The sequence below is a fragment of the Metabacillus mangrovi genome, assembly GCF_009711125.1.
Classification (GTDB): domain Bacteria; phylum Bacillota; class Bacilli; order Bacillales; family Bacillaceae; genus Metabacillus_B; species Metabacillus_B mangrovi.
In genome coordinates this window covers 1-24,243 of the sequence record NZ_WMIB01000035.1, presented here as the reverse complement: position 1 = coordinate 24,243, position 24,243 = coordinate 1, and the positions used below count along the sequence as shown (strand labels likewise).

Genomic DNA, 24,243 nt, shown 5'->3' with positions numbered 1-24,243 from the left:
TGCCACTCCCACCTGGTTGCGTGCCATTCTTCTTTTGCGTGCCAAAACTGGGGGTTTTCGTGCCGTTTGAAAGAGGGGTCGTGCCGCAAGCTCAACTTTACGTGCCATTCCTTTGTGCCATTCATCTTTTATGTGCCAAAACTCGGATTCTCGTGGCTTTTAAAAAAGAGATTTCATGCCGCAACCAGACCTTGTCGCAAAATTAAACGTTATCTGCCGGGCAGCAGGATAAGACCTGCCGGTTTTGAAGGTGTACCGACACCAATCCGGGCAGGTCTGCCGCCGCTGTTTGCTGAAAGCTTATCTGTGATTGTTTTTCTTCTTTTCGACCGCTTCTTTAAGCGGGTCTCCTTGAAGAGCTTGTTCTGCTTCGTTCAAAGCTGATTGAAGAGCCTGTCCGTCGTTATGTTGTTCTGATTTTTTATCTTTCCCGAAAATACCCATGAGCTCACCTCCTATGGATGGATGTATCTTTAATATGAGGAGAACATGCACCAATTATTCAGCGTAAGTCTGTCTTTTGACAAAACCTAACGTTAACGTTAAGGTTATAAAAAGGAAAGGGTTGATGCGGATGAAAAAATTTAAAATTGAAGATGCTGCGAAAGAAACGGGTTTGACGAAGAGGACGATTCGCTATTATGAGGAGCTCGGGCTGATTCAGGAGCCGGAACGGACAGAGGGCGGAACACGCCTTTACAGTGAAGAGGACCTGGACCGGCTGAAGAAGGTTGTCCTGGCAAAGGATGTACTTGGTTTTTCCCTTCAGGAGCTTCAGGATTTTGTCAGACTGAGGGAGAAAATTCAGCATCATCGTGACGATTACCTTCACTCAGTTGACTTGAGTAAGCAAAAAGAAGAGCTTGATCATATTTACGATGGTTTAACTGAGCAGATCAGCATGATTGATTTGAAAATGGAGCGGATGCAGGAGTTTAAAGAGGAGCTCATTCAACTTCAGGAGAAGGCGGAGAATGTAAAAAAACAGCTTTAATTTATTCATCAAGAAGATGTTAGGAGTTTTTATATGAAGAAACAGATTTTTGCCCGGAATATTACGGTTCTTGCAACTTTTCTTGCTTTTATGGGCATTGGGGTAGTGGATCCGATCCTGCCTGTCATAGCAGAACAAATCGGGGCGACTCACTGGCAGGTGGAAATGCTTTTCACTGCCTACCTCCTGACCATGGCCATTATGATGATTCCGGCCGGATTGCTCGCAAGCCGGTTCGGTGATAAGCGCATGATGGTGATCGGTCTGGGTGTGGTAACCGTATTCGCCTTGCTTTGCTCTGTATCAGGAGATATTGCCGGTCTGTCTATTTTCAGAGCCGGATGGGGACTTGGGAATTCCTTCTTTTTTGCAACCGCTATGACACTTTTGATTGCTCTGTCATCGGACTCCCATAAAGCAGTTGGTCTTTATGAAGCTGCAATTGGACTTGGAATGGCCGCAGGACCGCTTTTAGGGGGACTGCTTGGCGGCTTCTCCTGGAGATTCCCTTTCATGGGAACTGGAATGCTGATTTTCATCGCCTTTTTACTTGTTTTACTTTTCGTCTATGAGCCGGGAAATAAACAAAAGCGCAAGCCTGCAGGGTTGAAAGAATTAAAACAGTTATTCCTTCACAAGCCTTTTGTTGCAACATCTGTTGCCGGTATGCTTTACTACTATGCATTTTTCGTCGTTCTTGCCTATTCTCCCCTAGTCATCCACTTAAATCCTGTTCAGATTGGCCTGGTGTTCTTCGGATGGGGGCTGCTGCTTGCCTACGGCTCTGCCGGACTGAGCCATATTTTGGAGAAAAAGTGGACAGCGAAACAAATTTTACCGGTTACACTTGGAGTGTTTCTTGTCCTGCTGCTTCTCCTGTTCACGGTCAGTTCGACCCCGGTGATGATTGCCATCATTGTTGCTTCAGGACTTGTTTCAGGCTTAAACAACGCTTTGTTTACAAGCCACGTAATGGAAGCTCCTTTTGAGCGGAACGTGATATCAGGGGGATATAACTTCCTGCGCTGGCTCGGAGCAGCTTTTGCACCTGTCTTTTCCGGAATCCTCGGGCAGTCTGCCGGAGCAAAAACACCGTTTCTTGTTGCCGGCATTACCGTTGCAGCAGCTCTGTTTATCACAGCATGGCGGAATAAAAAATAATGGTTCAGGGAGCTTACTGCTGTAAGCTCCCTGCTTTTATCCATTTTTCAAGCTCATCAACCACCACATCCTGCTGCTCCTTTGCAGGCAGAGAGGGACCGTTATCTCCTTTTTGCTTTCCGTACAGGCCAAACTGCGCATGGTTGCCGCCCTGTATTTCAGCAAACCGTGCATCATCCGGAAGGTAAGCCTTTGAATCTTCAATGTCCTTTAAGGATGTCAAGCCGTCCTTCGTTCCATAAATGGATAGTACATCGAGATCCGTATTCGCTAAATTATCTGACTCAGCCGGATAGGAAGCGAGAAAAAAGATTCCGCTGATCTGATCCTGATTTTTTCCGGCAAATCCCGCAGCTGCCACTCCTCCTAAAGAATGTCCGCCAATGTACCACTTTTTGATTTCAGGGTGTGCCGCGATGACAGCTTCCGCCTTATTTGCCCCGAAAATCGCAAAATGAAAAGGCATTTTTGGAATCGCTGCAGCAATTCCCCTCTCCGCAAGCTCCTGCCCAAGATAGGAATAAGCTTCAGGCTCTACTTTTGCCCCTGGATAGATGATCACCCCGATGGCTGCTTCTGACCGTTCCGCCGGTTGAAAAAACAGGCTGTCATTCTCTTCGCTTGCCTGTACGGTGACGAGCTCTTTCTGGAGGGAGGAAGGCTTATAGGTGAACCGGCTCCAGACGAACCCGGCTGCTGCCAATACAACGAGAGCGGCCGCAAAAAGTACTGCAATAATTCTGATCCATTTTTTCATACATACGTGCTCCTTTTTTACAGTCTTCTGCCCTTACTATACCCATCCTTCTTCCCAAGATGGAAAAGGACGATTACATTTGTGCGATTAAGGTTAAATATATGATGAAGCAGCCTCAAGGAGGGGATTAGAATGAAAAAAATACTAATGGTTGTCACAAACTCCAGTCAAATCGATGAAGAACATGAAACCGGATTATGGTTAGGCGAATTTGCTGAGCCATATATCGAATTTATGAACAGCGGTTTTCAGGTAAGTGCAGCGAGCCCGAATGGCGGGCGCATTCCAATTGATCCGAACAGTGTGGATGGCATGCCGCCGGATGAGTGGGATGATGCTATCGCCATGCTTCAGAATACCGAGGTGCTGTCAGCTGTTAATGTTAATGACTATAATGGGATTTTCCTTCCGGGAGGACACGGCACGATGTTCGACTTGCCGGATAACCCGGATCTCCAAAAAGCGCTCGTCTACTTCGCAGAAAACAATAAAGTAATTGGTGCAGTTTGCCATGGACCGGCAGGTTTTGTCAACACGAAGCTGTCGAATGGCAAATGGCTTGTAGATGGGGTCCGGCTCACCGGCTTTACCAATGAAGAAGAGCAGCAAACTGGGCTTGATTCCCTCATGCCATTTCTTCTCGAATCTAAATTGCGGGAACAGGGTGCCAAATTTGAAGGAGCAGCGGCCTATTCGGATCACACAGTAAGCGACACGCGCTTTGTGACCGGCCAGAATCCACAAAGCAGCCAATCAGCTGCCGCCGCCTTTGCAGAAGCCGTTAAAGGATAAGCCAATCCGTATACAAAAAAGTACTTCCGGAATCCGGAAGTACTTTTTTTGACGCTATTCCTTCTCCACCATATTTAAAAGCATGTGGGCTAAAGCATGCTGCTGGTCTTTGTTTCCGGATTTCCAAAGCTCTTTTAACAGGTATTCTTCTCTGTTTTTCGGTTCAACGTGTTCGGCCAGGTAATTCGCAATCCGTTCCGTTGTGTTGGCAAGCTGTTCTTCGCTTAATCCGATTCGCTTGCCGACATCCACTTTTTCCTGAAGATAGGTTTTAAAGCCATCGAAATTATGAAGAATTTCTTCCTGCTTATCCTCGCCGATCCGGCTGACAACATCCTCGACTTCTCCTGTATTCAGATCTCCTGTCCGATCAATCATATGATTTTTTTCTGACATGCTCATCATCCCTTCTTTTTATGCTGCTATATATCCTTTCCCTTCCTGCCTCTCTTAAAACCCTGTCAGTTTGCTCGATTTGCGTCTAAATACTGCAAAAAAAACCGGAAATGCTCCAAGGCAGTTCCGGTTTCACTATCGATCATTTACTTCTTAATAAGCTTCAGATGTTTCCGCACTGCGGTCATTGTAGACGTCTGAATCGTGCTCCTTCACAGCCTTGCTTGTTACAAGGCCGGCCGTCATGCTTCCGCTGACGTTCAGAGCTGTTCTGCCCATGTCGATAAGCGGTTCAACGGAAATCAGCAGTCCTGCAAGTGCCACTGGCAGATTCATGGTCGACAAGACCAGAATGGCTGCAAATGTCGCACCGCCGCCAACCCCTGCTACTCCGAATGAGCTAATAACGACAACGACAATCAATGTGAAAATAAAGGACGGGTCTAACGGATTAATATTCTGAGTCGGGGCAATCATGACCGCGAGCATGGCAGGATAAATCCCCGCACACCCATTTTGGCCGATGGTTAATCCGAACGAACCGGCAAAGTTTGCGATTCCCTCAGGAACACCGAGTTTCTTCGTCTGTGTCTTCACGTTAAGAGGCAAAGTTCCGGCACTGGATCTTGACGTAAAGGCAAACGTCAGAACAGGGATGATTTTTCTGACATACGTAATCGGATTCAGGCCGAAAACGGCGAGAATGATTAAATGGATGATAAACATCACAGCAAGTGCTGCATAAGAAGCAAGAACAAATTTGCCGAGCTTCAGGATCGAGTCAAAATCACTGAGTGCTACTGTCGAAGTCATGATGGCCAGAACCCCGTATGGAGTCAGGCGCAGAATCAGGGTCACAATTCTCATAACAATGGCATATAGCGCATCCACGATTTTAGAGAACATTTCTGCCTGCTCAGGCTGCTTTCTTTTTACTCCAAGGAAAGCCATCCCGATGAATGCTGCGAAGATGACAACTGCAATGGTGGATGAAGGACGTTCTCCGGTCAGATCAAGAAACGGATTGGCCGGCAGCAGTTCTACAACCTTTTGAGGGAAGGTCTGCCCTTCTACTTCCGCAAATTTCTCTTCCAGCTGGGCCGCTCTTTCTGTCTCCGCGTCCCCTTGTTCAATTTGAATGGCTTCCAGGCCGAATCCTGCGGCGGCAGCAATTCCCACAGCGGCAGATATCGCTGCTGTACCAAGCAGCACAGCTAGAATTAAACCACTGATCTTCCCGATATTCGCTGAAAGCTTAAGACGGGTAAATGCCGCGACAATCGAAATGAATACAAGCGGCATAACAATCATCTGCAGCAGTTTTACATACCCATCTCCTACAATACCGAACCAGTCAATGGTTGAAGCGAGTGCTTCCGACTCTGCTCCGTAAGCTAACTGCAGAGCAAATCCGAACACAATCCCAATTCCAAGAGCAGCAAACACTCTTTTAGAAAAAGAGAGATGCTTTTTCTGCATGAAATAAAGACCTGCAATAATCAAGAGCAATACAAGAATATTAAGGATTACAAAGCCCATACATTTTCCTCCCACACATTTTATTATTCCAATCGAATAAGTAGGAATAATTAAAGACTTTCTTATTTTACACAGATTATATGCAATTGTCACTTTATTAATCTCATCGTACATGATGCCCTGAATGGACGGCGGCATATAATAAACCACATGCCTTCAGAAAGGAGAATGACTTTGATACTCATCCAGAACAAAGAAATGACTGAACAATCACTGAAAAAGGAAGCAAAGTCAGCAGTACAAAAAGAAATGCTCCGGAACATGGCGAGGTATGATGAAAAATATGTTTTTGTGAACAGGGAACAATTTTCATTTGAGCTGAACATGAGAAGCAGACTGATTGAAGCGTCCAGGGCTCTTGCATACAGCGGGGCAGAGTTTGCTACTTTTGAAACGTCAAGATGCAACCCTGCCCTCTGGATACTGACTGAGAGGGGCGCATTTATTTTACGGTACGGCGTTCCCGCTTCAGCCGGCATCAGGGACATTTTTTCGAACGGGAAATTCTATGCCTTTGAATGCGCAACGGCGATTGTCATCCTTTTTTATAAAGCAGCTCTCGATAGTCTTGGTCCTAAAGCATTTGACCGTTTATTCAGGGAAATTATTTTAAGAGACTGGAGGCATGATGAGGATCTGAATATCCGGACCCAAAGGGGGAACGACTTTATACCTGGAGACTGTCTCTATTTTAATAATCCCGATTTCGATGAAATCTATCCGCAGTGGAGGGGCGAAAATACGATAATGCTTGGAAACAAGGAGTTTTTCGGTCATGGGATGGGCATTAAAGATGCAGAGGGCGTTATAAAAAGCCTGAATCAATACCGCTATCCAGGCTCTGCAAGGTCCGCCTATCTTATGTCTCAGACTACGAGGCCGGACTTCAAATATTTGTACTTTTTCAGTCCGGCGAACAGCAGCGGGCTGCCTGTCTACTACCAGGAACGGAAAATTATATCGCGCATTGGGAGTACAGTACAGGCACATTAATCCGGGTCAGCCGGCAGCTTGAACACCTTTCTGCGCCGGTACCAGGCCTCAAGCCCAAAATGTTTATTCACCAGCCATTCCATATGCTCCAGATCCGCTCTTTCGACAATGGGATCCCGATCATCCCATTTTACATACCGGACGAAAAAGTAGTTTTTAATCGGGGAGAGCAGGACCCTGGAATGCGGAAAAGGAGAAAAAACAAACTCAACATTTCCTCTTTTTTTATAGGAGTAATCAACAATCTCCATAATTATCACCCTCTTCAGTGTATGACACTGGACTCAGGATGCAAGCTGTAATGTGCTGGTAAAAACTAATCCGGAATGACCTTGAGCATTACTTCACGAGTCCGCGGGCCGTCAAATTCGCAAAAATAAATCCCCTGCCATCTGCCAAGGATTACCTTTCCCTTCTCAAATCGAATGTGTTCAGATGCTCCCACCGTACTCGCCTTCATATGTGCAGCTGTATTTCCCTCCGCATGCCGGTCTGTATCCACTTCCCAAGGATAAACCTGTCTGAACCGCTCCAGCATATCACGCTTCACATCAGGATCCGCATTCTCATTAATGGTGATGCCGGCTGTTGTATGCGGACAGTATACAAATACAAAACCCGACTCTGCATCTGACATCTGAATCTCTTTTTGGGCGAGATCCGTAATTTCAATCATCTCATCCTGTTCTTTTGTGCGGATGGTGTGTTTGTTCATGGCGCTCCCTCCTCTATTTCTTACTTAATAACACAATGGAGGCAGGATTAAACCCATTCAGAAAGACCGTGCCGAATGATGCGGGGGCCAAGCTATCTGCCTGCAGCACAAAAAACGCTGCCGGCACTGCCGGCAGCTTATCTCTTACTTGTTTCCTTCCGGTATTAAAATCTGCCCGTTCAAATCTCTTTGAAGAAGGGTTTGCAGGATCAGTCTGGACAGCAGGCCCGGCTGATACGGCTTGATCAGGTAGTCGTCCGCACCAAGCCCCAGTCCCTTTTCCTTTTCTTCAAGTGCAGAGGAGATAAAGATCGGGATATGTTTCAGCTGGTCGCAATTTTTGACTTCTTTCAGCAGATCCCAGCCCGTATAAGCGGGGTCGTCCAGCATAATATCGAGAACCACTGCGTCCGGGCGCTGCTCCCTGATTTGGATGAGCGCCTCTTTTCCGCTGCTGAATATTTCTACCCTGAACCGGCTTTCCTCCAATTCTGTTTTAAGGAGGTTTGCAAGATTCAAGTCGTCCTCAATAATGATGACATTCGTGTAAGCCTTATGGGTTTCGCTCTCCTCCTGGACCTCATGGATTGCCTGAATGATGAGCGGCAGCCGGACTGTAAAGGTACTTCCTTTTCCGAGCTCAGATTGAACCTCAATCGATCCTTCATGGGCTTTCACGATTTCTCTGACGATCGCAAGACCCAGACCAGTTCCGCCGATTCTTCTCCGGTCGGAGTTGTCTACACGGTAGAATTTATTGAAGAGCTTGTCCATGGACTCCCCGGGAATGCCGAGCCCATCGTCTTTTACCGCTATATTCAAATGCTTTTCTTCTTCGTATAATCGGATGCTGATGCTGCCCCCTTGCGGAGAGTACTTGACCGCATTGCTGACAAGATTGCGGAACACCTGGGACAATTTCTCCCTGTCTCCGAGCACCACCGTCTGTTCGGTGCTTCTTTCAATCCGGATCTGATGGTCAGGGGCCTGAATTTGCTGAAGCTCTGCGATTTGCTGCAGAAGCGGGTACAGATCATCATATTTTTTTTCATACGTCTGCTTCCCTGATTCCATGCGCTGCACATCAAGGAAGTCATTGATCAGCGACGTTAGCCGCTTTGCTTCCTGGAGAATGGTGGCTAAATACTTTTTCTGGCGTTCAGGCTTGAGTTCTTTATGAAGCATCAGCTCTGTAAAGCCAAGAACACTCGCGAGCGGAGTCCTCAGTTCATGGCTTACTGTGCTGACAAATTCAGATTTCATCTTGTCCACTTCATATTCTTTCGTTATATCACGGTGGACAATGACTGTACCAATGCGGTGTTCCATCCTGTACAACGGTTCCAGATACACTTTTACCACCTGCATGCCTTCCACTCCTCGCAGCTGATACGTGAAGGAATCACTGCTGCCTCCCGGGGCTGCTTCTCCGAAGATTGCCTTTTGGAAAAATGACCTGAACGCTGCCTGCTCTTCAATATGAGGCTCAAAGGAGGAAATCCATCCTGCAAAGGAATCTCCTTCCGATGGGAGCTGTTCCCATCCGGTCATCATTTCCAGCATTTTTTCATTAAAAGAAAGAATCGTTCCTCTTGTATCAACAAGCTGAATTCCCTCATGTACGGTATTCATCATATCCTGGGTCAGCTGTCTTTCCTCTTCGGTTTGTTCATAGAGCCTGATTTTTTCCAAAGATATGGTAATATTCTTTGCAAGAGTCATGTAGTTTTCCATTTCTTCCTGCTGGAAAGCCTGACTGTACTTCGTAAAGAGAAGGATGGCCTCAAGCTCTCCGTGAGAAGTAAAAATGGGAACATATAAGTCAAAACCATACAGGGCTTCAAGATGAAAGCCTTTTTCTGAAGAAGTGAGCAGCCGCTTTACAGAAAACGGACAGCGGGTTTCTTTCAGCTTTTGAACGAATCCGGATTCCAGATGGGTGAGCAGGTGATCGGCCTCCTGTTCTGAAACGCCCGAAGAAGCATACTCCCTTTCTCCGTTCAATAAGACAATTATGGCTTTATCTGCTCCCGCCATCGGAGCTAAGGTGCTGATGATGCTTTGAAGCAGCTCCTGTTTATCCAGCGTATTGGAGATGCCGTTGATCAGGTCATTCCGGAGGCGGAGCTGCTGTTCCCGGTCCCTCATCTGATCCAGAAGCTCCTCAAGTTCAGCCTGCTGTGCCTGCAGCTCATCCTGCTGCGCGATCAGCTCTTCATTTTGAGCATTTAAATCCTGTTCTTTTTCATAAATACTGTAGCTCATCTTTTCAAAAGCCTTGTTCAGCACCCCAAGCTCATCATCTCTTGAATGCCGGCTCTCAAACAGCACTTCCTGGCCAGCGGCGATTTTCCCTGCCGCCTCTGTCAGTTCGGAAAGCGGCCTGCTGATTTTCTTCGTAAGAAACCGGATCACCGCTGACATTATCCCGAGAAGCACCGCTAAAATGAGTACGAAAGCAACTTGTCTGTTCTGCACACCCTGCAGGTACCGGTTCTCATTCTCTTCAAGACCGCGGTCAAGATTGAGTCTGTATTCTTTCATGCTATTCTGGAAGTTCCGCACATTATCAGAACCGCCGTCCTGCGCAAGTGCTGCTACTCCGCCCAGATTGCCGGATTCATAGAGACTGATAGCCTTCGGAACGGTTTGTACAAAATAGTAATCGTAAAAATCTTGTGCTGCTTTAATAAAAGCTTGATCCTCTTGCTCTGTCCCGATTTTTTCAAACTCTTTAAGAGCTGTGCTGACATTTTTCTGCTGACTGGTCATGTTTTCTTTATAAGTCGTTTCCCGGCCCCCGTTTCCAAAAGAGAAATAGGCCCTCAGTTCGGAAATGGCAAGGTTATACCCATAATCTATCTCGATCGAAAGGTTTTCTTTTGCATTCAATCTCTTATTGGATTCCTTGAAGGCAGATGCCGCCTGATTTTGAATCAGGATAAAGACGGCGAAAAGTAAGATGCAGATCAGCAGTACCGAAATGGAAAGATAGCTGAACTGCCTGGTCAGGCTTTTTTTTACACGTTTCATTTTCTGAGAATCTCCCCCACTTTTTCAGACAGCTGGATGGGACTGAACGGCTTTGCCATAAAGTAATCCGCGCCTGCTTGAAGGGCTGCCTGCTGATCGGCCATTTGACTTTTGGCACTGAGCATGAGAATCTTCACATCTCTCCGCTCCGGTACGGACCTAACTCTTTCAATTACTTCAAGCCCCGTATAAACAGGCATCATATAATCAAGCAAAATCAAATCATATTCTTCTGCAATCATTTTCTTCAGTGCTTCTTCTCCATCTTGAGCCTCATCCAGCTCATAGCCATCATCTTCAAGAGTATCAGAAATGAGCATTCTAAGTATTTCTTCATCCTCTGCAAGCAATATGCGTGACATAAGCAGCTCCCCCTTTGCTGAGCAATGTTTCCCTGTTTAATATCGGCACAGTCCCCACAAACCTTAACGGGTTCAGCTGCTGACTTTTTTTATAAGCCTGAGCAGCCTCGATTCCATTTCCTTCAGCTTAAATGGCTTGGTCAAATAATCATCTGCCCCCAGCCTCAAGGCTTCAGCCATGTCCTCTTCACTTGTCCTCCCTGTCAGCATGACGATGGTGAAGCGTTCCTGGTCATCCAGGCTCCGGATGCTTTTCAGGACCTCCACACCATCCAATTCCGGCATCACTCCATCCAAGATAATAAAGGAGGGCAGTTCCGGCATCTTCAAATGCCACCCAGAACTCAGAAAGGCTGCTCCATTTTTATACGTTTCCACTGTCAGCGAAACTTCGCTGTTCAAGCTGGAATTCCGCAGATAATCCTGCAGCACACTTCGAATAATGGGATCGTCATCCACTATGGCAAAACGCACTGCTTTTTTCACAGGCTCAACATCTTCGTTTCCTTTTGCCAGGATCACTCTCGCTCTGCCCATCCTTTTGGCTTCGTACAGTGCATGATCCGCAGCTTTTACTGTATGCTCGAATCCCCTGCAGGCTGAAGCATCCGAAATGCCTGCAGAAAAGGAAACAGTAAGAGTCTCCCCGGCAGATGAAAAGACCTCCTGCTCAAACTGCTCCAGCAGACGGTCGAGAACATGTTTGGCTGTATGATGATCCGTTCTGGGGAATAACACAAAAAACTCCTCACCGCCATACCTGAAAGGAAGGTCTCCTGTACGCAGGTTATTCTTCAAGACTTCGGCAAACTGAGACAGGACATGATCGCCCGTTAAATGTCCGTATCTGTCATTAATTGATTTAAAATGATCCAGATCAATCATCGCAGCACTGAACGGCAGCTGTTCCCGTTCCATCTGGCTTGAAACCCGTTCAAAGGCCGGTTTTAAATGCTTACGAGTGTATACCTTTGTCAATTCATCAAGCATGATCAGTTCCCTCAATTGCTTTTTTCTTTTGACAAGTCTTCTCACCCGAAGGATGAATTCATCGATTTCAAAGGGCTTCTGAATAAAATCATCCGCATCCAGCTCGTAGCTTCTCATTCTCGTTTCCTTTGAATTGTCTACGCTGATCATGATGGATGGAATAAACCGGAAATGAATATACTGCTTAAACTCTTCCAGAATTTCGAGTCCGCTTTTTCCTTTCATATGCACATCCATAATCACACAGCATGGATCCAGATCAAATAATGCCTTCAGCGCTTTCTGAGGGCTTGTAAAAGCCATTACAGCAAACTGATTCTTCTCCAGCTCCTCTTTTAAAAACATGATCAGAGCAGGATCGTCATCGATCAGCATAATTAAATCCTTTTCCCCGTCAGCAGGTTCTTTTTCAGCGGTAAGGTCTAAGCGTCCGGATGAATCAGCCTCATATGCAGCTGCCAGAAGCGGGGATAAAAAGACCTGAATGCTTTCTCTGCTCCAGACCCCTGTCTTTGATTGTTCAAGCTCCATTAATAAGCGCCCTGCAATCTCTCCGATTTCCAGGTACCCAATAGTGGGGGCCGTTCCCGCAAGCGAATGAAGAAACTTATACAGGTCCTCCTTCTCGATCGCTTCTGCTTCCTCAAACCAGGTCTTCAGCTTCGTTCTTATGTTCCCTAGCAGCTTTACTTTATATTTTTCCATCTATTAATCTCCTTACAATGTGCTCAACCTTATTTTACCGGTTAAATCATTTCACTTCCTGTGTCTGAGGTAGAACAAAAAAAGGCCCAGAAAGCTGAGCCTTTAAGGTCTGCTTAATGAGCCGCTGTTCCCTCTTCTGAAAAGAAAAGCTTCAGCCCAGGCAGAATATACCATGTTATTACGCAAAAAGATAGACACGGGTTTCGTACGGTTTCAGCGTTTCCGCTGTCACATGTTTATGTGAAGCACATTCATAGTTCGAAAGGAGCAGCGCCTCACTTGAAAGCGGCAGCTTGCTATATTGGTAAAATGCCGGCTTTGCGCTGATGTTGCTTAGAATAAGTGCTTTCTGAGCTCCCAGAGTTCTCGTATATCCATAAATTTGTTTGTCTTCAGGCAGGATCAGATCATAATCTCCATAAACGAAAACTTCGTGCTCTTTTCTGATTTTGATCAGGTCTTTGAAGAAATGATAGACTGAATCCGAATCTGTCAATTGCTTTTCAACATTGATGGTTTCATAGTTATCATTGATGCCGAACCATGGAGTACCAGTAGTAAAGCCGGCATTCTTTTCATTATTCCATTGCATCGGGGTACGTGAGTTATCACGGCCTTTCAGCCAGATAATTTCCATGATTTCCTGATGCGGCCGCCCTTTTTCTGTTTCAAATTTATACAGGTTCTTCATCGCCACATCGTCATAATCCTGGATGGACGGGAAGCGTACATTTGTCATTCCAAGCTCCTGCCCCTGATAAATGAACGGTGTTCCCTGCATCAAAAAGTACATTGCTGCAAGTGCCTTTGCACTCTCCGTCAAATACTCCTGGTCATTGCCCCATGTAGATACAGAACGGGGCTGATCATGGTTTTCAAGGAAAAGTGCGTTCCAGCCGCTTCCCTGCAGACCTTTCTGCCATTTCGTCAATGTCTGCTTTAATTCAACGAGGTCCACATGGCCTTCCGTGCCATTATCCCATAAATTGAGGTGCTCAAATTGGAAGATCATATTGAAGATTCCCTCTTCGTCTCCAACCCATGCTTCGGCCTGATCCAGACCGACCCCATTCGCTTCGCCGACTGTCATGATGTCATAACGCGCAAACGTTTGCGCTTTCAGCTCCGTTAAATACTCCATAATTCCATCGACATTCATGTGATAGTCGAAAGAGGATACATAATCCAAGCCATGCGGATTCGGAAGATCCGGGAAGTTTTCCTTCTTGTTGATATGTGAAATAGCATCCACACGGAAACCATCGATGCCTTTATCAAGCCACCAGTTGATCATATCGTAGACTGCTGTCCGCATCTCTTTGTTTTTCCAGTTCAGATCCGGCTGCTTTGCTGCAAACACGTGCAGGTAATACTGCTCTGTTTTTTCATCATATTCCCAAGAAGAACCGCTGAAAATGCTTTCCCAGTTATTCGGCTCTTTTCCATCCTTGCCGTCTCTCCAAATGTACCAGTCTCTTTTAGGATTATCTTTGGAAGAGCGGGATTCGATAAACCATGGATGTTCGTCGCTCGAGTGATTGACTACGAGATCCAGGATCAGCTTCATGCCGCGGGCGTGAACTTCTTTCAGCAGCAGGTCAAAATCCTCCATCGTACCGAAATCTTCCATAATATCCTGGTAATCACTGATATCATAGCCATTGTCCGCGTTAGGCGATGTGAAAATCGGGCAGATCCATATGACATCGATTCCAAGATCCTTCAAATAATCAAGCTTGCTGATAATTCCTTTAATGTCGCCGATTCCATCTCCGTTCGAATCCATAAAGCTTCTCGGATAGATTTGATAAGCGACTGCTTCTTTCCACCAAATGCGTTTCATCTTGCCACTCCTTTTATTTAAGCTCTGTTAAATCCGGCTGTTCGTTGCATCCTGCTGGCGGCCGCTTGCTTGTCCCTGGGCGGGCGTTGAGCCTGCTTCCGGGTGTCTCACCTGTTCAGAATCCCGCGCCCTCCGCTGCAATCAGCAAGTGTTTGCCTTAACATTGCCTTATTTTAAGAACAAGCTGTCCTTCTAAGTATTCGCTTACATTTAACGGTTCCATAAAAGAGCTTTCTGCCTGAACAAAGCCTTTTACATATGAATCCGGCCTTGCTCCTCCCATATTATACTCTAAAAATGTTAAAGATTGAACATATTTTCTGAAAGGAAATTTTACTAGTTTGATTGGAACTTCCCGGACTGCTTCCTGAAAAGGATATCGTCAAAAAAACCCTGAAAGGCAGGCAGCCTCTTCAGGGGTTTCTTTCATCATATGGTTGAATCAGTCAGGCCGTTTTGGTAAGGATTTTTTCAGCCTGCTTTTTCATCCAATCTTTGCCTTCCACCGCTCTTGAAACCATCATGCTTGCAGCGTTGTCGCCGGTAACATTCAGCATCGTAGCTGGCGGATCAATAATCGTGGAAATCGCTGCAATAATTGGAAGAGCTTCCGGAGGAAAACCGTACAGGGACAAAATCAGCATTTCGCCAATCATACCGCCGCTTGGAATGGCCCCCATTACGGTTCCTACCAGGATGGCTACAAGAATTACACTGGTGATGGTGCCAAAACCGGAGAAATCCTTCCCGAAGATCCCGAATAAAAAGACAATCTTCAGTACACCGCCAAGAACAGATCCATCCTTATGAAGGGCTGCGCCTAACGGAATAGTAGTTTCTCTAATATCCGGTGCGATGCCCATCTTTTTCGTCGCTTCAAGGTTAACGGGTATAGAAGCAGCACTTGAGCAGGTTGCCAGAGAAGTGACCGTCGGAGAAAGCATATTCTTCCAGAACACTCTGACTCCCCTCATCTTGCCTGCTAAAAATGCAAAAAAGGTAAAGGCTGCGGCAAAGTAAATAAAGGAGGAGACATAATAAATGATTCCTGATTTAAAGTAAGTTCCGAGCAGCATGGGACCGTACTGGCCGACAAGCGTGGCGAAATAAGCTCCTAAACCAATTGGAGCATAATACATAATGTAGGAAACAATTTTCATCATGACCTCTGATCCTGAAGTCAGAAAAGCGGAGAACGGCTTTCCTTTTTCTCCAATCGCCGATACAGCGATTCCGAGAAGGACCGAGAACACAATTAATGAAAGCATGTTGCTTCTGGAAAATAAATCAGCAAAATCAGGGACGGTAAACGTACTGACAATCTGATCAGCAAGACTTACTTCTTCAACGGCCTCAGGTGTTTCAAATTCCATCTTCACTCCTTCAGCCGGAGGGAAAACTGATACTACTGCCAGCATATAAAGTGCTGCGATCAGGCCTGTAAAGAGGAAGACCCCGAGCATGCTGCCCATGATTTTCCCAAGACGCTTCGTCCCGCCCATTTTAGCTATGGAAGCAGAAATTGTAAAGAAAACCAATGGAACGACAACGGTAAACATGGCATTAAGGAAAACATCGCCAAACGGCTTTAACACCATGGCTTTTTCTCCGAATAGTACTCCGATTATCCCGCCTATAATAATGGAAGATAATAAAATAATCGGAAAGCGGTAAGCTTTCATAAAAGAACCTCCATCTGCTATCTCTATAAATGCAAAAGAACAGAATAATGCTATCAGATAACAGAGGGGATTTCAATCCTTTTAGTCAGCAATCCTCCCGTTCTTCCTCCTGCACAGGTTCTTTAACCTGCTTCATCTCGATCAGTTTAATATGGTGGCCCTCCATTTCCATCACAAGCAAATGCAGGCCATCAGCAGAAATGGATTCCCCCTGCCTGATCTCCGTTTTATGCGTCAGCATCCAGCCTCCAAGCGTATCGACTTCATCCTCTTCGAGTTCAGTTCCAAGCAGATCATTCACTTCTTCCAGCAGAATTTTCCCGTCCGCTATATAATGGCCTTCCCCCAGCTTCCGTAAATACGGCTGTTCGTCAGCATCAAACTCATCCCGGATATCTCCAACAATTTCCTCTACAATATCCTCTACCGTAACAAGCCCCGCTGTTCCTCCGTATTCATCTACAAGTATAGCCAGATGGATCCGGTCTTTCTGCATGCGGATCAGCAAATCCTGTATAGGAATGGTTTCAATTACTTTAATAACAGGACGGATTAAATCTTTCATCTTTGTTTCCCTGTCCAGATACAGCGAATGAAAGGCCTCTTTTATATTGATGATGCCTACGATGTTATCTTTATCCTCTCCTTGAACCGGGTACCGGGTGTACCGCTCATTGCGCATGATCTCCATATTCTCCAAAAGCTCTGATTCCATCTCTACAGTGACCATTTCCGTCCTCGGAACCATAATTTCCTTCGCCAGCCGGTTATCAAATTCGAAAATCTTATTCACATACTTATATTCAGATTGGTTGATCTCACCCTTTTCAAAGCTCTCAGACAGGATGATCCTCAATTCTTCTTCACTATGAGCCACCTCATGCTCAGATGCCTGGTGAAATCCAAACATCTTCACAAGAATCCGCGCAGAACCATTCAGCGTTTTAATGAACGGATACATGATTTTATAAAACAGCAGCAGCGCCCGCGCAAAGGTAAGAGTAACAGCCTCAGCCTTTTGGATCGCGATGGTTTTAGGAGCTAGTTCGCCAATGACAACATGCAGAAAGGTAACGGTTGCAAAGGCGATAACGAATGACAAAACCGAAGCGATTGGTTCCCCGATCGCTGCTTTTTCAAAGAGCGGGTGCAGCAGCTTTTCCACCGTCGGTTCTCCAAGCCACCCCAGACCAAGGGCAGTGATGGTGATGCCAAGCTGGCAAGCGGAAAGCGTTTCATCTAAATTTGCAATGGCTTTTTCAGCATAAACAGCCTTTGGATTGCCTTCTGCAATCAGCTGATCAATCCTTGATTTGCGTACCTTGACGACAGCAAATTCCGTTGCGACGAAAAAGGCAGTCGCTGCAATCAGCAACGCAACTAATAATAAATTAACAGCAATCATCAGGGCATGCCCTCCTATTATGTTCTTTCCAGAGAGGCCCTGTTCTTCCCCGAAAGGTTCCACGCCTCTTATCCACTCAGGCTAGTTTCTGCAATCTTTTTAGCATCTATCCGGAGAGAAGACTGCAAAAACTGCACATACTACGGTTTATAGGGCAAAGCAGGAAGGTGAAGGCTGTGAAAATATCCGGCAAAGAGAAAGACCAGTTGAGCAGCGCGATTGACGAAATGAATGAAGCACTGGATGTTTTCATCCAGCTCTACAACCAATCGGAAGAAGATAAGCCGCTCATTACATTTTCAAAAGAGACAGAAGCAGCCATCAGCAGAGCAGTGGAGTTATACGGAGAGGATCAGGTCACAGAGAAAATCAACCTGCTCCTTAAGGAATTCCTCTCCTTTCCTGAGAGCACGATGAAAAAGGGAACAGAATGATCCGTTCTTTCCTGGCTGTCTGGCAGCGGATTCCGGTTTACGGCAGAATCGCCTTATTTGTTCTGTTACTGATCTTTTTCTTCGGATATGCGATGACCCTCATCGAACCGCAAACCTTCCATACCATCCTTGACGGATTATGGTGGACCGTCGTGACCATATCAACGGTCGGCTTTGGTGATCTCGTTCCTGTAACACTGCCGGGAAAGGCTGCCGGAATGCTGATCATTCTTCTCGGGGCTGCTTTTGCGACTGCCTTCTTTGCCACATTTTCCGCTGCAGCCGTTGAACTGCAGCATAGCTATAAGCGGGGGAGATTGATGTATAAAAATAACGGGCATACCGTCATCGTAGGCTGGAACGCTAGAGCAGCCGAAATCATTCGTTCGATGCAAAAAGCACAGCCTTCTTCACAGATAGTCCTGATCGATCAGTCTCTGGAGGAAAGCCCGTTTGGCAATATCCATTTTGTCAACGGCTCCCCTATTTTAGATTCCACTCTCGAAAAAGCAAACACAGCAGAAGCGGCATGTGTCGTCATAACCTCTGATCACTATAAAAACGAAACAGAAGCAGACATGCAAACCATTCTAGTCATCCTCGGAGTGAAAGGACTCAACCCTGAAACCTACACGATTGCTGAAATTCAAACCGCCCACCAGGCAGCCAACGCCGGACGGGCCGGTGCCGATGAAGTTGTCAAAACATACGAGCTCTCGAGCCACATCCTCGTTAACGGCATCCTTCACCATCACTCCATCAAAGAAAGCATGGAAATGATCAATCCGGGGGAAGGCAAGCACATTGAAGTACAAGAAATCCCGAAAAACGTGACCGCATCGGATTTTAAAAATCTAAGCATTGAGTATATGGAAACGAGCAGTGTTCTAATCGGCATAAAACGCGGAGAACAATTGATTTTCAGCCCTGCTCCGGAATTCCAGATACACTCAGGCGACCAGGCTATCTTATTTAAAGGGGACTAACATTGCTCTCCACTAAAAAAAGCCGGAAAATCTCCGGCTTTTACAGCAGCAGCTCCTCCAGCTCTTTAACCAGTGCTTTCCCCACATCAATATATTCCTCGGGAAATGAAGCATCCTTATCCTGCGGTTCGGAAAACTGATTGAATGAAGCCTGAAAATTCCCGACCCGCGCATGATCATCAAGACCAATCTGGTATTTATGAGACAGCAGAAACGGACGGCCGATCGCAACAGATGTATTCCGCGAATCCAGCGCCCCACTCGATGCAGTAAACGGCACCCTTAAATACTGATAGCCAACCTCATCGTCAATCTTATAATCAAAAAAACCCTTCTCATAATCCCAGCCCCCGCCAATCGAATACCCAAGCGGCTTCAGCTCGCTTTCCAGATCAAACAAACTGTATTGCTCCCCCTCAAGCTTTGAAGGAATCTCAATCATGGGATCACCCCTTTTTATCCTTATGGTCTCCATAAGAGATGCTTTCATGCGGACGCGGTCAGGATTGGGGTGGTTTGCTTAGGGGGGAGGGGGTTGTGCTGGGTTGGTGCTGGAGTGTATTGGGTCGGAACTTGTGCTGGGTTTGTACTGAGTTCGAACTTGTATCTTGTTAGTTCAAATTTTTGCTCTGACCCCAGTTCTGCTAAAGCACTAAAGCTCCGTCCCCCCATCCTTCAATGTGCTGGCAGGAAAGGGATTTGGCAGCTGGTGCTTGTTCCCCTGCTGCTTTAAAGCATGTGGGGTCAGTGCAATGCTCTGACCCCAGTTCTGCTAAAGTACTAAAGCTCCGTCCCCGCTTCCTTCAATATGCTGGCTGGAAAGGGACTGGGCGGCTGGCGCTTGTTCCCCTGCTGCTTTAAAGCAAGTGGGGTCAGTGCACCATCAAGCATCCTAAAAACAAAAAACAGCGGTCCCCTCAGGGAATCCGCTGTTTCTCTTTTATTTTAGACGTTTTTCCAGTTCCGCTTTCTTCTCTTCAAAACCAGGTTTTCCGAGGAGGGCGAACATGTTCACTTTGTATGCTTCTACTCCAGGCTGGTCGAATGGGTTCACTCCCAGGAGGTAACCGCTAATTGCACAGGCTTTTTCGAAGAAGTAAACAAGGTATCCAAATGTGTAGGCGTTCATTTCCGGCACATTTACGATCAGGTTAGGAACGTCTCCGTCTGTGTGGGCTAGCATTGTTCCTTCGAAAGCACGCTTGTTGACGAAGTCTACATTTTTGCCTGCCAGGTAATTCAATCCGTCCAGATCGTTTTCTTCTTCTTCGATCAGCAGCTCATGACGGGATGTTTCGACGTTCAGGACCGTTTCGAACAGGTCTCTGCGGCCTTCCTGAACATATTGTCCAAGAGAATGCAGGTCTGTCGAGAAGTTGGCAGAGGAAGGGAAAATTCCTTTTTGGTCTTTTCCTTCACTTTCGCCGAACAGCTGCTTCCACCATTCAGAGAAGTATTGCAGACCCGGCTCATAGTTGATCAGCATTTCAATCGTTTTGCCTTTGCTGTAAAGAACGTTTCGGACCGCAGCATATTGATATGCAGGGTTCTCTTCAAGCTCAGCGCTTGAGAAATCGTTCATCGCGTCTGCTGCGCCTTTCATCATCGCTTCGATGTCGTTGCCGGCTGCTGCGATCGGAAGCAGGCCGACTGCTGTAAGAACAGAATAGCGTCCGCCCACATCATCCGGGATAACGAAGCTTTCATAGCCTTCCTCGTCCGCGAGCGTTTTAAGTGCTCCGCGCGCTTTGTCAGTAGTGGCGTAAATCCGTGTCCGTGCTTCTTCTTTTCCGTACTTTTCTTCCAGCAGCTTGCGGAAGATCCGGAAAGCAAGAGCAGGCTCAGTAGTTGTTCCGGATTTAGAAATAACGTTGATGGAGAAATCTTTATCTTTCAGCACATCCATCAGGTCCTTCATATAGGAAGAACTGATGTTATTCCCTGCAAAGACGACCTGAGGTGTCTTACGGTCTTCTTTTGAAAGAACATTGTAGAAAGAATGGTTTAGCATTTCGATCGCAGCACGTGCCCCGAGGTAAGAACCGCCAATTCCGATTACAACAAGGACATCGGAATCTTCTTTAATTTTAGCTGCACTCTTTTGGATGCGGCTGAATTCTTCCTTATCATAATTGGCCGGCAGATCCACCCATCCTAAAAAGTCGCTTCCGGCTCCTGTTTTTTCGTGTATGGAATGATGCGCAGATTTAACAAACTCACGCAAGTATGTAACTTCATGCTCGTTGAAAAATGACAGTGCTTTTGAGTAATCAAAACGTACATGTGTCATTGTTTTCAGCCTCCGATTCTAAAATATTTCCCTCTTACACTTTAACCAAAGTGTATTCTTAAATCAAGCCAAGCCATGAGTGTAAGCGATAACATCTGGAAATTTTCTTTTTATTGCCTGTGAAAAGCTGGTACATTTATAGAGAGCTGGAAAAATCCAGATGATATGCAGATGCGGAGGGAGCCATGAGAACGATTATCCGGTTTGCTGCAGAAGCAGATGCTTATAAATTGAGCAGTCATATTAAAAAAACGTTGAATGAGACCCCTTTTATGATCAGCGAGGGACATGAGTACAGGCCTTCTTTAGAAAATGAAGAGTATTGGATCAGGCAAACGTATAAAGACGGAGGCATGATCCTTCTTGCCTTCTCCGGAAAAAGCCTTGTTGGAATGCTCAGTGTCAGCCGCCATGTAAGGATCAGGCGGAGTCATGTCTGTTCATTCGGCATATCGGTCATAAAATCCCAGCACGGAAAAGGAATCGGCGGGCAGCTGATGCGCACAATGATGGAATGGTGCACATCTCAGCAAGGACTTGAAAAAATTACGCTAGAGGTATTTTCGAATAATAAAAAAGCAATCCAGCTATATGAACAGATGGGGTTTAAGGAAGAGGGAAGAATGCGTAATGAAATCCGCTACCGGGATGGCACCTATGCTGATATGATCACAATGGCTTTTTTTATAAAGAGGAAATAAAAAAATCACCCGTCTGAACGGGTGATTTTTAGATAGCACTTTTAAAGTGACGCTTGCAGAATATCAACAACATCCTGTTTTTTCAGAGGATTGAAACGTCCGAATTCCCCATTGATCATAGCTTTATCTGCCATTAAATCAATGTTCTCTTCATTGATATTATAATCAGCAAGACGGGTAGGTGCACCGAGGCTGCTCCAGAAATCACGGAGACGGCTGATGCCTTCCAATGCCGTTTCTTCATCCGTTTTGCCTTCTGGATCTACGTCAAATACACGGACCGCCAGCTGTTTAAAGCGGCTGACATCTGTATTCAGGTTGTGCTTCATCCAGTTAGGGAAAAGGATTGCAAGTCCGCCCGCATGCGGAATATCGTATACTGCGGAAACAGCGTGCTCAATATTATGGGATGCCCAGTCTCCAGGTGCTCCCATTTGCAGCATTCCATTCAACGCAATCGTTCCATTGTAAAGAATCGTTTCTCTAAGCTCATAATTTTCCAGGTCTTCAATTAGCTTTGGAGCTGCTTCCATAACGGTTTTCAAGACCGATTCACACATGCGGTCCTGAAGCGGTGTGTTTTTTGCACGGTGGAAATACTGCTCGAATACATGGGACATCATATCGACAATTCCGTACACAGTATGATCCTTAGGAACAGTGAACGTGTTTACCGGATCAAGAATTGAGAATTTAGGGAAAGTGAGCGGGCTGCCCCAGCCGTACTTTTCCTGTGTCTCCCAATTGGTGATAACAGAACCGTCATTCATCTCAGAACCGGTTGCCGCCAAGGTTAAAACCGTTCCAAACGGAAGAGCTGCTTCAGGCATATGCTTTTTGGTTACAATATCCCAAGCATCCCCGTCATATTTCGCTCCGGCCGCAATGGCTTTTGTGCAGTCAATTACACTTCCGCCCCCTACTGCCAGAATCACTTCAATACCTTCTGTTTTACAGATATCCACGCCTTTTCTAACAGTTGTAAGGCGGGGATTCGGTTCCACTCCGGCAAGCTCTGATACTTCAGAACCCATCTCCTTCAATACTGAAAGGACCTTATCATATAAGCCGCTGCGCTTGATGCTGCCCCCTCCGTACACAAGAAGCACTTTGTTTCCGTATCTCGGAAGTTCATTCTTTAACTGCTCCAGCTGGTCTCTGCCGAAAATCAGTTTTGTTGGATTGTAATATGTAAAATTCTCCATGATTTATTGCCTCCTTTACTTTTTCAACTGTATTATCCGCCTTCTCCTATCTTTTTGTAAAGAAATGCGCTTCACGGATAGATTCTGCAATTTTTGTTATTTTATCAGAACCTCGTGAATATTTTTTTTCGGATTCCGCAAGTTAATAATGCATGGAAGTAAATGAAAAACAGGAGGTTTAACACATGAGTGGAATTCAGCGCGCAGCACTTGTACTTACTATCATAGGAGCTGTCAACTGGGGATTGATCGGATTCTTCCAATTTGATTTGGTTGCCGCCATCTTCGGAGGACAAAATGCAGCTCTTTCCAGAATCATTTACGGCTTAGTAGGAATCGCAGGACTCATCAACATTGGACTGCTGTTCAAGCCGGCCGCCGAGCTTGGCCGCACCGGTCCTAAACCGGAAGTAAGATAAGTATATTGGGTCTGATCAAGCCCCGGTGAAGCCCTCCGAATGCTCCGGCATTTGGGGGGCTTTGTTGTTTTATGCAGGTTGGGTAACTGTGTGCTGCTTGATTTAATAGCGCTTGAGGGGATTGGTCGCTTGGCTTGCGGTCTCAGGGGACGTTATTTTGCTGGTTATCGGTGCGTTTCGCGGTGTTCGGTCTCAGGAGACGCTATTTGCTCCCGAATGGCTTCTTTTGAGCGGTTTCTCCGAAAATAGCTGCGTCTGAGACCGAACTTTTCGGTGTAAGCGGTTTCACAACGGAAATAACGTACCTGGAGACCGGTCGCTTGGCTTTCGGTCTCAAGGGACACTATTTTGCTGGTTATCGGCCCTTTTTACAGTTTTCGGTCTCAGGAGACGCTATTTGCTGTCGAACGGCTTTTTTTCAGCGGTTTCACCGAAAATAGCTGCGTCTGAGACCGAACCGGCTCATGTAAGCGGTTTCCATAAAGAAATAACGTCCCTGGAGACCGGTCGCTTGGCTTTCGGTCTCAGGAGACGTTATTTTGCTAATTACCGGTCCTTTTCACAGTTTTCGGTCTTAGGAGACGCTATTTGCTCCCGAATGGCTTCTTTGGAGTGGTTTCTCCGAAAATAGCTGCGTCTGAGACCGAACCGGCTCATGTAAGCGGTTTCCATAAAGAAATAACGTCCCTGGAGACCAGTCGCTTGGCTTTCGGTCTCAGGAGACGTTATTTTGCTAATTACCGGTCCTTTTCACAGTTTTCGGTCTTAGGAGACGCTATTTGCTCCCGAATGGCTTCTTTGGAGTGGTTTCTCCGAAAATAGCTGCGTCTGAGACCGAACC

Annotated in this window: 24 protein-coding genes; 9 read left to right on the top strand and 15 right to left on the bottom strand. The window is 46.1% G+C overall.

Annotated elements, in window-relative coordinates:
• Positions 1-206, top strand: a 206-nt coding sequence (locus GKZ89_RS21100; protein WP_206672158.1) for a hypothetical protein, incomplete at its 5' end; no start/stop codon positions are given.
• Positions 207-300: 94 nt separating this feature from the next.
• Here GKZ89_RS21100 and sspJ read toward each other — a convergent pair.
• A complete protein-coding gene (gene sspJ / locus GKZ89_RS19930; RefSeq protein WP_155114165.1) occupies positions 301-444 on the bottom strand; it encodes a small acid-soluble spore protein SspJ in 144 nt (47 codons plus the stop codon).
• Positions 445-574: 130 nt separating this feature from the next.
• Between sspJ and GKZ89_RS19925 the strand changes: the two genes are divergently transcribed.
• Together GKZ89_RS19925 and GKZ89_RS19920 are read left to right on the top strand one after the other, a co-directional pair.
• Positions 575-994 (top strand): MerR family transcriptional regulator, encoded by a 420-nt coding sequence (locus tag GKZ89_RS19925; protein WP_155114164.1) that lies wholly within the window; start codon positions 575-577, stop codon positions 992-994.
• A gap of 33 nt (positions 995-1,027) precedes the next feature.
• Positions 1,028-2,155 (top strand): MFS transporter, encoded by a 1,128-nt coding sequence (locus GKZ89_RS19920; protein ID WP_155114163.1) that lies wholly within the window; start codon positions 1,028-1,030, stop codon positions 2,153-2,155.
• 13 nt (positions 2,156-2,168) lie between these two features.
• Here the strand turns inward: GKZ89_RS19920 and GKZ89_RS19915 are convergent, their stop codons facing one another.
• Positions 2,169-2,912 carry an alpha/beta hydrolase gene (locus tag GKZ89_RS19915; protein WP_155114162.1) on the bottom strand — a complete coding sequence of 248 codons (744 nt, stop codon included), beginning with the start codon at positions 2,910-2,912 and terminating at the stop codon, positions 2,169-2,171.
• 132 nt (positions 2,913-3,044) lie between these two features.
• Between GKZ89_RS19915 and GKZ89_RS19910 the strand changes: the two genes are divergently transcribed.
• Positions 3,045-3,704 carry a type 1 glutamine amidotransferase domain-containing protein gene (locus GKZ89_RS19910; protein WP_155114161.1) on the top strand — a complete coding sequence of 220 codons (660 nt, stop codon included), beginning with the start codon at positions 3,045-3,047 and terminating at the stop codon, positions 3,702-3,704.
• Positions 3,705-3,758: 54 nt separating this feature from the next.
• On the opposite strand, the gene GKZ89_RS19905 is transcribed toward GKZ89_RS19910, so the two are convergent.
• Together GKZ89_RS19905 and GKZ89_RS19900 are read right to left on the bottom strand one after the other, a co-directional pair.
• A complete protein-coding gene (locus GKZ89_RS19905) occupies positions 3,759-4,100 on the bottom strand; it encodes a DUF3243 domain-containing protein (protein ID WP_155114160.1) in 342 nt (113 codons plus the stop codon).
• A 153-nt stretch (positions 4,101-4,253) separates the two neighbouring features.
• Positions 4,254-5,639 carry an L-cystine transporter gene (locus GKZ89_RS19900; RefSeq protein ID WP_155114159.1) on the bottom strand — a complete coding sequence of 462 codons (1,386 nt, stop codon included), beginning with the start codon at positions 5,637-5,639 and terminating at the stop codon, positions 4,254-4,256.
• A 174-nt stretch (positions 5,640-5,813) separates the two neighbouring features.
• Here GKZ89_RS19900 and GKZ89_RS19895 point away from each other — a divergent pair, with 174 nt between their 5' ends.
• On the top strand, positions 5,814-6,632 hold the full coding sequence (locus GKZ89_RS19895; protein WP_162357132.1) for a protein-glutamine gamma-glutamyltransferase: 819 nt from the start codon (positions 5,814-5,816) through the stop codon (positions 6,630-6,632).
• On the opposite strand, the gene GKZ89_RS19890 is transcribed toward GKZ89_RS19895, so the two are convergent.
• The 8 genes from GKZ89_RS19890 to GKZ89_RS19850 form a co-directional block, all read right to left on the bottom strand.
• A complete protein-coding gene (locus GKZ89_RS19890; protein WP_155114157.1) occupies positions 6,629-6,883 on the bottom strand; it encodes a hypothetical protein in 255 nt (84 codons plus the stop codon). The two genes, GKZ89_RS19895 and GKZ89_RS19890, sit on opposite strands and share 4 nt — an antisense overlap.
• Before the next feature lie 65 nt (positions 6,884-6,948).
• Positions 6,949-7,347, bottom strand: coding sequence for a secondary thiamine-phosphate synthase enzyme YjbQ (locus tag GKZ89_RS19885; protein WP_155114156.1), 399 nt, complete (start codon positions 7,345-7,347; stop codon positions 6,949-6,951).
• Between the two features lie 144 nt (positions 7,348-7,491).
• Positions 7,492-10,380 (bottom strand): ATP-binding protein, encoded by a 2,889-nt coding sequence (locus GKZ89_RS19880; RefSeq protein ID WP_155114155.1) that lies wholly within the window; start codon positions 10,378-10,380, stop codon positions 7,492-7,494.
• Positions 10,377-10,742, bottom strand: a complete 366-nt coding sequence (locus GKZ89_RS19875) for a response regulator transcription factor (RefSeq protein ID WP_155114154.1) — start codon at positions 10,740-10,742, stop codon at positions 10,377-10,379. Before GKZ89_RS19875 ends, GKZ89_RS19880 begins: the two co-directional genes overlap by 4 nt.
• A 72-nt stretch (positions 10,743-10,814) precedes the next feature.
• Entirely contained in the window at positions 10,815-12,437 is a 1,623-nt protein-coding gene (locus GKZ89_RS19870) for a GGDEF domain-containing response regulator (RefSeq protein ID WP_155114153.1), read from the bottom strand.
• A gap of 178 nt (positions 12,438-12,615) precedes the next feature.
• Positions 12,616-14,280, bottom strand: coding sequence for a glycoside hydrolase family 13 protein (locus GKZ89_RS19860; protein WP_155114152.1), 1,665 nt, complete (start codon positions 14,278-14,280; stop codon positions 12,616-12,618).
• 446 nt (positions 14,281-14,726) lie between these two features.
• Complete coding sequence (locus GKZ89_RS19855; RefSeq protein ID WP_155114151.1) at positions 14,727-15,962, bottom strand: dicarboxylate/amino acid:cation symporter; 1,236 nt, start codon at positions 15,960-15,962, stop codon at positions 14,727-14,729.
• An 85-nt stretch (positions 15,963-16,047) separates the two neighbouring features.
• Positions 16,048-17,367: a hemolysin family protein gene (locus tag GKZ89_RS19850; RefSeq protein WP_155114150.1), complete on the bottom strand. Its 1,320-nt coding sequence runs from the start codon at positions 17,365-17,367 to the stop codon at positions 16,048-16,050.
• A 176-nt stretch (positions 17,368-17,543) separates the two neighbouring features.
• On the opposite strand from GKZ89_RS19850, the gene GKZ89_RS19845 reads away from it, so the two are divergent.
• Both GKZ89_RS19845 and GKZ89_RS19840 read left to right on the top strand, forming a co-directional pair.
• Positions 17,544-17,801, top strand: a complete 258-nt coding sequence (locus tag GKZ89_RS19845) for a protein mistic (protein ID WP_162357130.1) — start codon at positions 17,544-17,546, stop codon at positions 17,799-17,801.
• Positions 17,798-18,787, top strand: coding sequence for a potassium channel family protein (locus tag GKZ89_RS19840; RefSeq protein ID WP_155114148.1), 990 nt, complete (start codon positions 17,798-17,800; stop codon positions 18,785-18,787). The genes GKZ89_RS19845 and GKZ89_RS19840 overlap by 4 nt, the downstream gene beginning before the upstream one ends.
• 40 nt (positions 18,788-18,827) lie before the next feature.
• Here the strand turns inward: GKZ89_RS19840 and GKZ89_RS19835 are convergent, their stop codons facing one another.
• Both GKZ89_RS19835 and GKZ89_RS19830 read right to left on the bottom strand, forming a co-directional pair.
• Complete coding sequence (locus tag GKZ89_RS19835; RefSeq protein ID WP_155114147.1) at positions 18,828-19,229, bottom strand: YugN-like family protein; 402 nt, start codon at positions 19,227-19,229, stop codon at positions 18,828-18,830.
• Positions 19,230-19,727: 498 nt separating this feature from the next.
• Positions 19,728-21,077 carry a glucose-6-phosphate isomerase gene (locus GKZ89_RS19830; RefSeq protein WP_155114146.1) on the bottom strand — a complete coding sequence of 450 codons (1,350 nt, stop codon included), beginning with the start codon at positions 21,075-21,077 and terminating at the stop codon, positions 19,728-19,730.
• A gap of 185 nt (positions 21,078-21,262) precedes the next feature.
• Between GKZ89_RS19830 and GKZ89_RS19825 the strand changes: the two genes are divergently transcribed.
• Entirely contained in the window at positions 21,263-21,778 is a 516-nt protein-coding gene (locus tag GKZ89_RS19825; RefSeq protein ID WP_155114145.1) for a GNAT family N-acetyltransferase, read from the top strand.
• Between the two features lie 41 nt (positions 21,779-21,819).
• Here GKZ89_RS19825 and GKZ89_RS19820 read toward each other — a convergent pair whose 3' ends face one another.
• Positions 21,820-22,983 carry an iron-containing alcohol dehydrogenase gene (locus tag GKZ89_RS19820; protein WP_155114144.1) on the bottom strand — a complete coding sequence of 388 codons (1,164 nt, stop codon included), beginning with the start codon at positions 22,981-22,983 and terminating at the stop codon, positions 21,820-21,822.
• A 185-nt stretch (positions 22,984-23,168) separates the two neighbouring features.
• On the opposite strand from GKZ89_RS19820, the gene GKZ89_RS19815 reads away from it, so the two are divergent.
• Entirely contained in the window at positions 23,169-23,402 is a 234-nt protein-coding gene (locus GKZ89_RS19815; RefSeq protein ID WP_155114143.1) for a DUF378 domain-containing protein, read from the top strand.
• The last annotated feature ends 841 nt before the right edge of the window (positions 23,403-24,243 follow it).

Bases quoted from the DNA above. Each gene is read 5' to 3' on its own strand.
- sspJ (WP_155114165.1), bottom strand. From the start codon at position 444: ATGGGTATTTTCGGGAAAGATAAAAAATCAGAACAACATAACGACGGA.
- GKZ89_RS19925 (WP_155114164.1), top strand. From the start codon at position 575: ATGAAAAAATTTAAAATTGAAGATGCTGCGAAAGAAACGGGTTTGACG.
- GKZ89_RS19920 (WP_155114163.1), top strand. From the start codon at position 1,028: ATGAAGAAACAGATTTTTGCCCGGAATATTACGGTTCTTGCAACTTTT.
- GKZ89_RS19915 (WP_155114162.1), bottom strand. From the start codon at position 2,912: ATGAAAAAATGGATCAGAATTATTGCAGTACTTTTTGCGGCCGCTCTC.
- GKZ89_RS19910 (WP_155114161.1), top strand. From the start codon at position 3,045: ATGAAAAAAATACTAATGGTTGTCACAAACTCCAGTCAAATCGATGAA.
- GKZ89_RS19905 (WP_155114160.1), bottom strand. From the start codon at position 4,100: ATGTCAGAAAAAAATCATATGATTGATCGGACAGGAGATCTGAATACA.
- GKZ89_RS19900 (WP_155114159.1), bottom strand. From the start codon at position 5,639: ATGGGCTTTGTAATCCTTAATATTCTTGTATTGCTCTTGATTATTGCA.
- GKZ89_RS19890 (WP_155114157.1), bottom strand. From the start codon at position 6,883: ATGGAGATTGTTGATTACTCCTATAAAAAAAGAGGAAATGTTGAGTTT.
- GKZ89_RS19885 (WP_155114156.1), bottom strand. From the start codon at position 7,347: ATGAACAAACACACCATCCGCACAAAAGAACAGGATGAGATGATTGAA.
- GKZ89_RS19880 (WP_155114155.1), bottom strand. From the start codon at position 10,380: ATGAAACGTGTAAAAAAAAGCCTGACCAGGCAGTTCAGCTATCTTTCC.
- GKZ89_RS19875 (WP_155114154.1), bottom strand. From the start codon at position 10,742: ATGTCACGCATATTGCTTGCAGAGGATGAAGAAATACTTAGAATGCTC.
- GKZ89_RS19870 (WP_155114153.1), bottom strand. From the start codon at position 12,437: ATGGAAAAATATAAAGTAAAGCTGCTAGGGAACATAAGAACGAAGCTG.
- GKZ89_RS19860 (WP_155114152.1), bottom strand. From the start codon at position 14,280: ATGAAACGCATTTGGTGGAAAGAAGCAGTCGCTTATCAAATCTATCCG.
- GKZ89_RS19855 (WP_155114151.1), bottom strand. From the start codon at position 15,962: ATGAAAGCTTACCGCTTTCCGATTATTTTATTATCTTCCATTATTATA.
- GKZ89_RS19850 (WP_155114150.1), bottom strand. From the start codon at position 17,367: ATGATTGCTGTTAATTTATTATTAGTTGCGTTGCTGATTGCAGCGACT.
- GKZ89_RS19840 (WP_155114148.1), top strand. From the start codon at position 17,798: ATGATCCGTTCTTTCCTGGCTGTCTGGCAGCGGATTCCGGTTTACGGC.
- GKZ89_RS19835 (WP_155114147.1), bottom strand. From the start codon at position 19,229: ATGATTGAGATTCCTTCAAAGCTTGAGGGGGAGCAATACAGTTTGTTT.
- GKZ89_RS19830 (WP_155114146.1), bottom strand. From the start codon at position 21,077: ATGACACATGTACGTTTTGATTACTCAAAAGCACTGTCATTTTTCAAC.
- GKZ89_RS19825 (WP_155114145.1), top strand. From the start codon at position 21,263: ATGAGAACGATTATCCGGTTTGCTGCAGAAGCAGATGCTTATAAATTG.
- GKZ89_RS19820 (WP_155114144.1), bottom strand. From the start codon at position 22,983: ATGGAGAATTTTACATATTACAATCCAACAAAACTGATTTTCGGCAGA.
- GKZ89_RS19815 (WP_155114143.1), top strand. From the start codon at position 23,169: ATGAGTGGAATTCAGCGCGCAGCACTTGTACTTACTATCATAGGAGCT.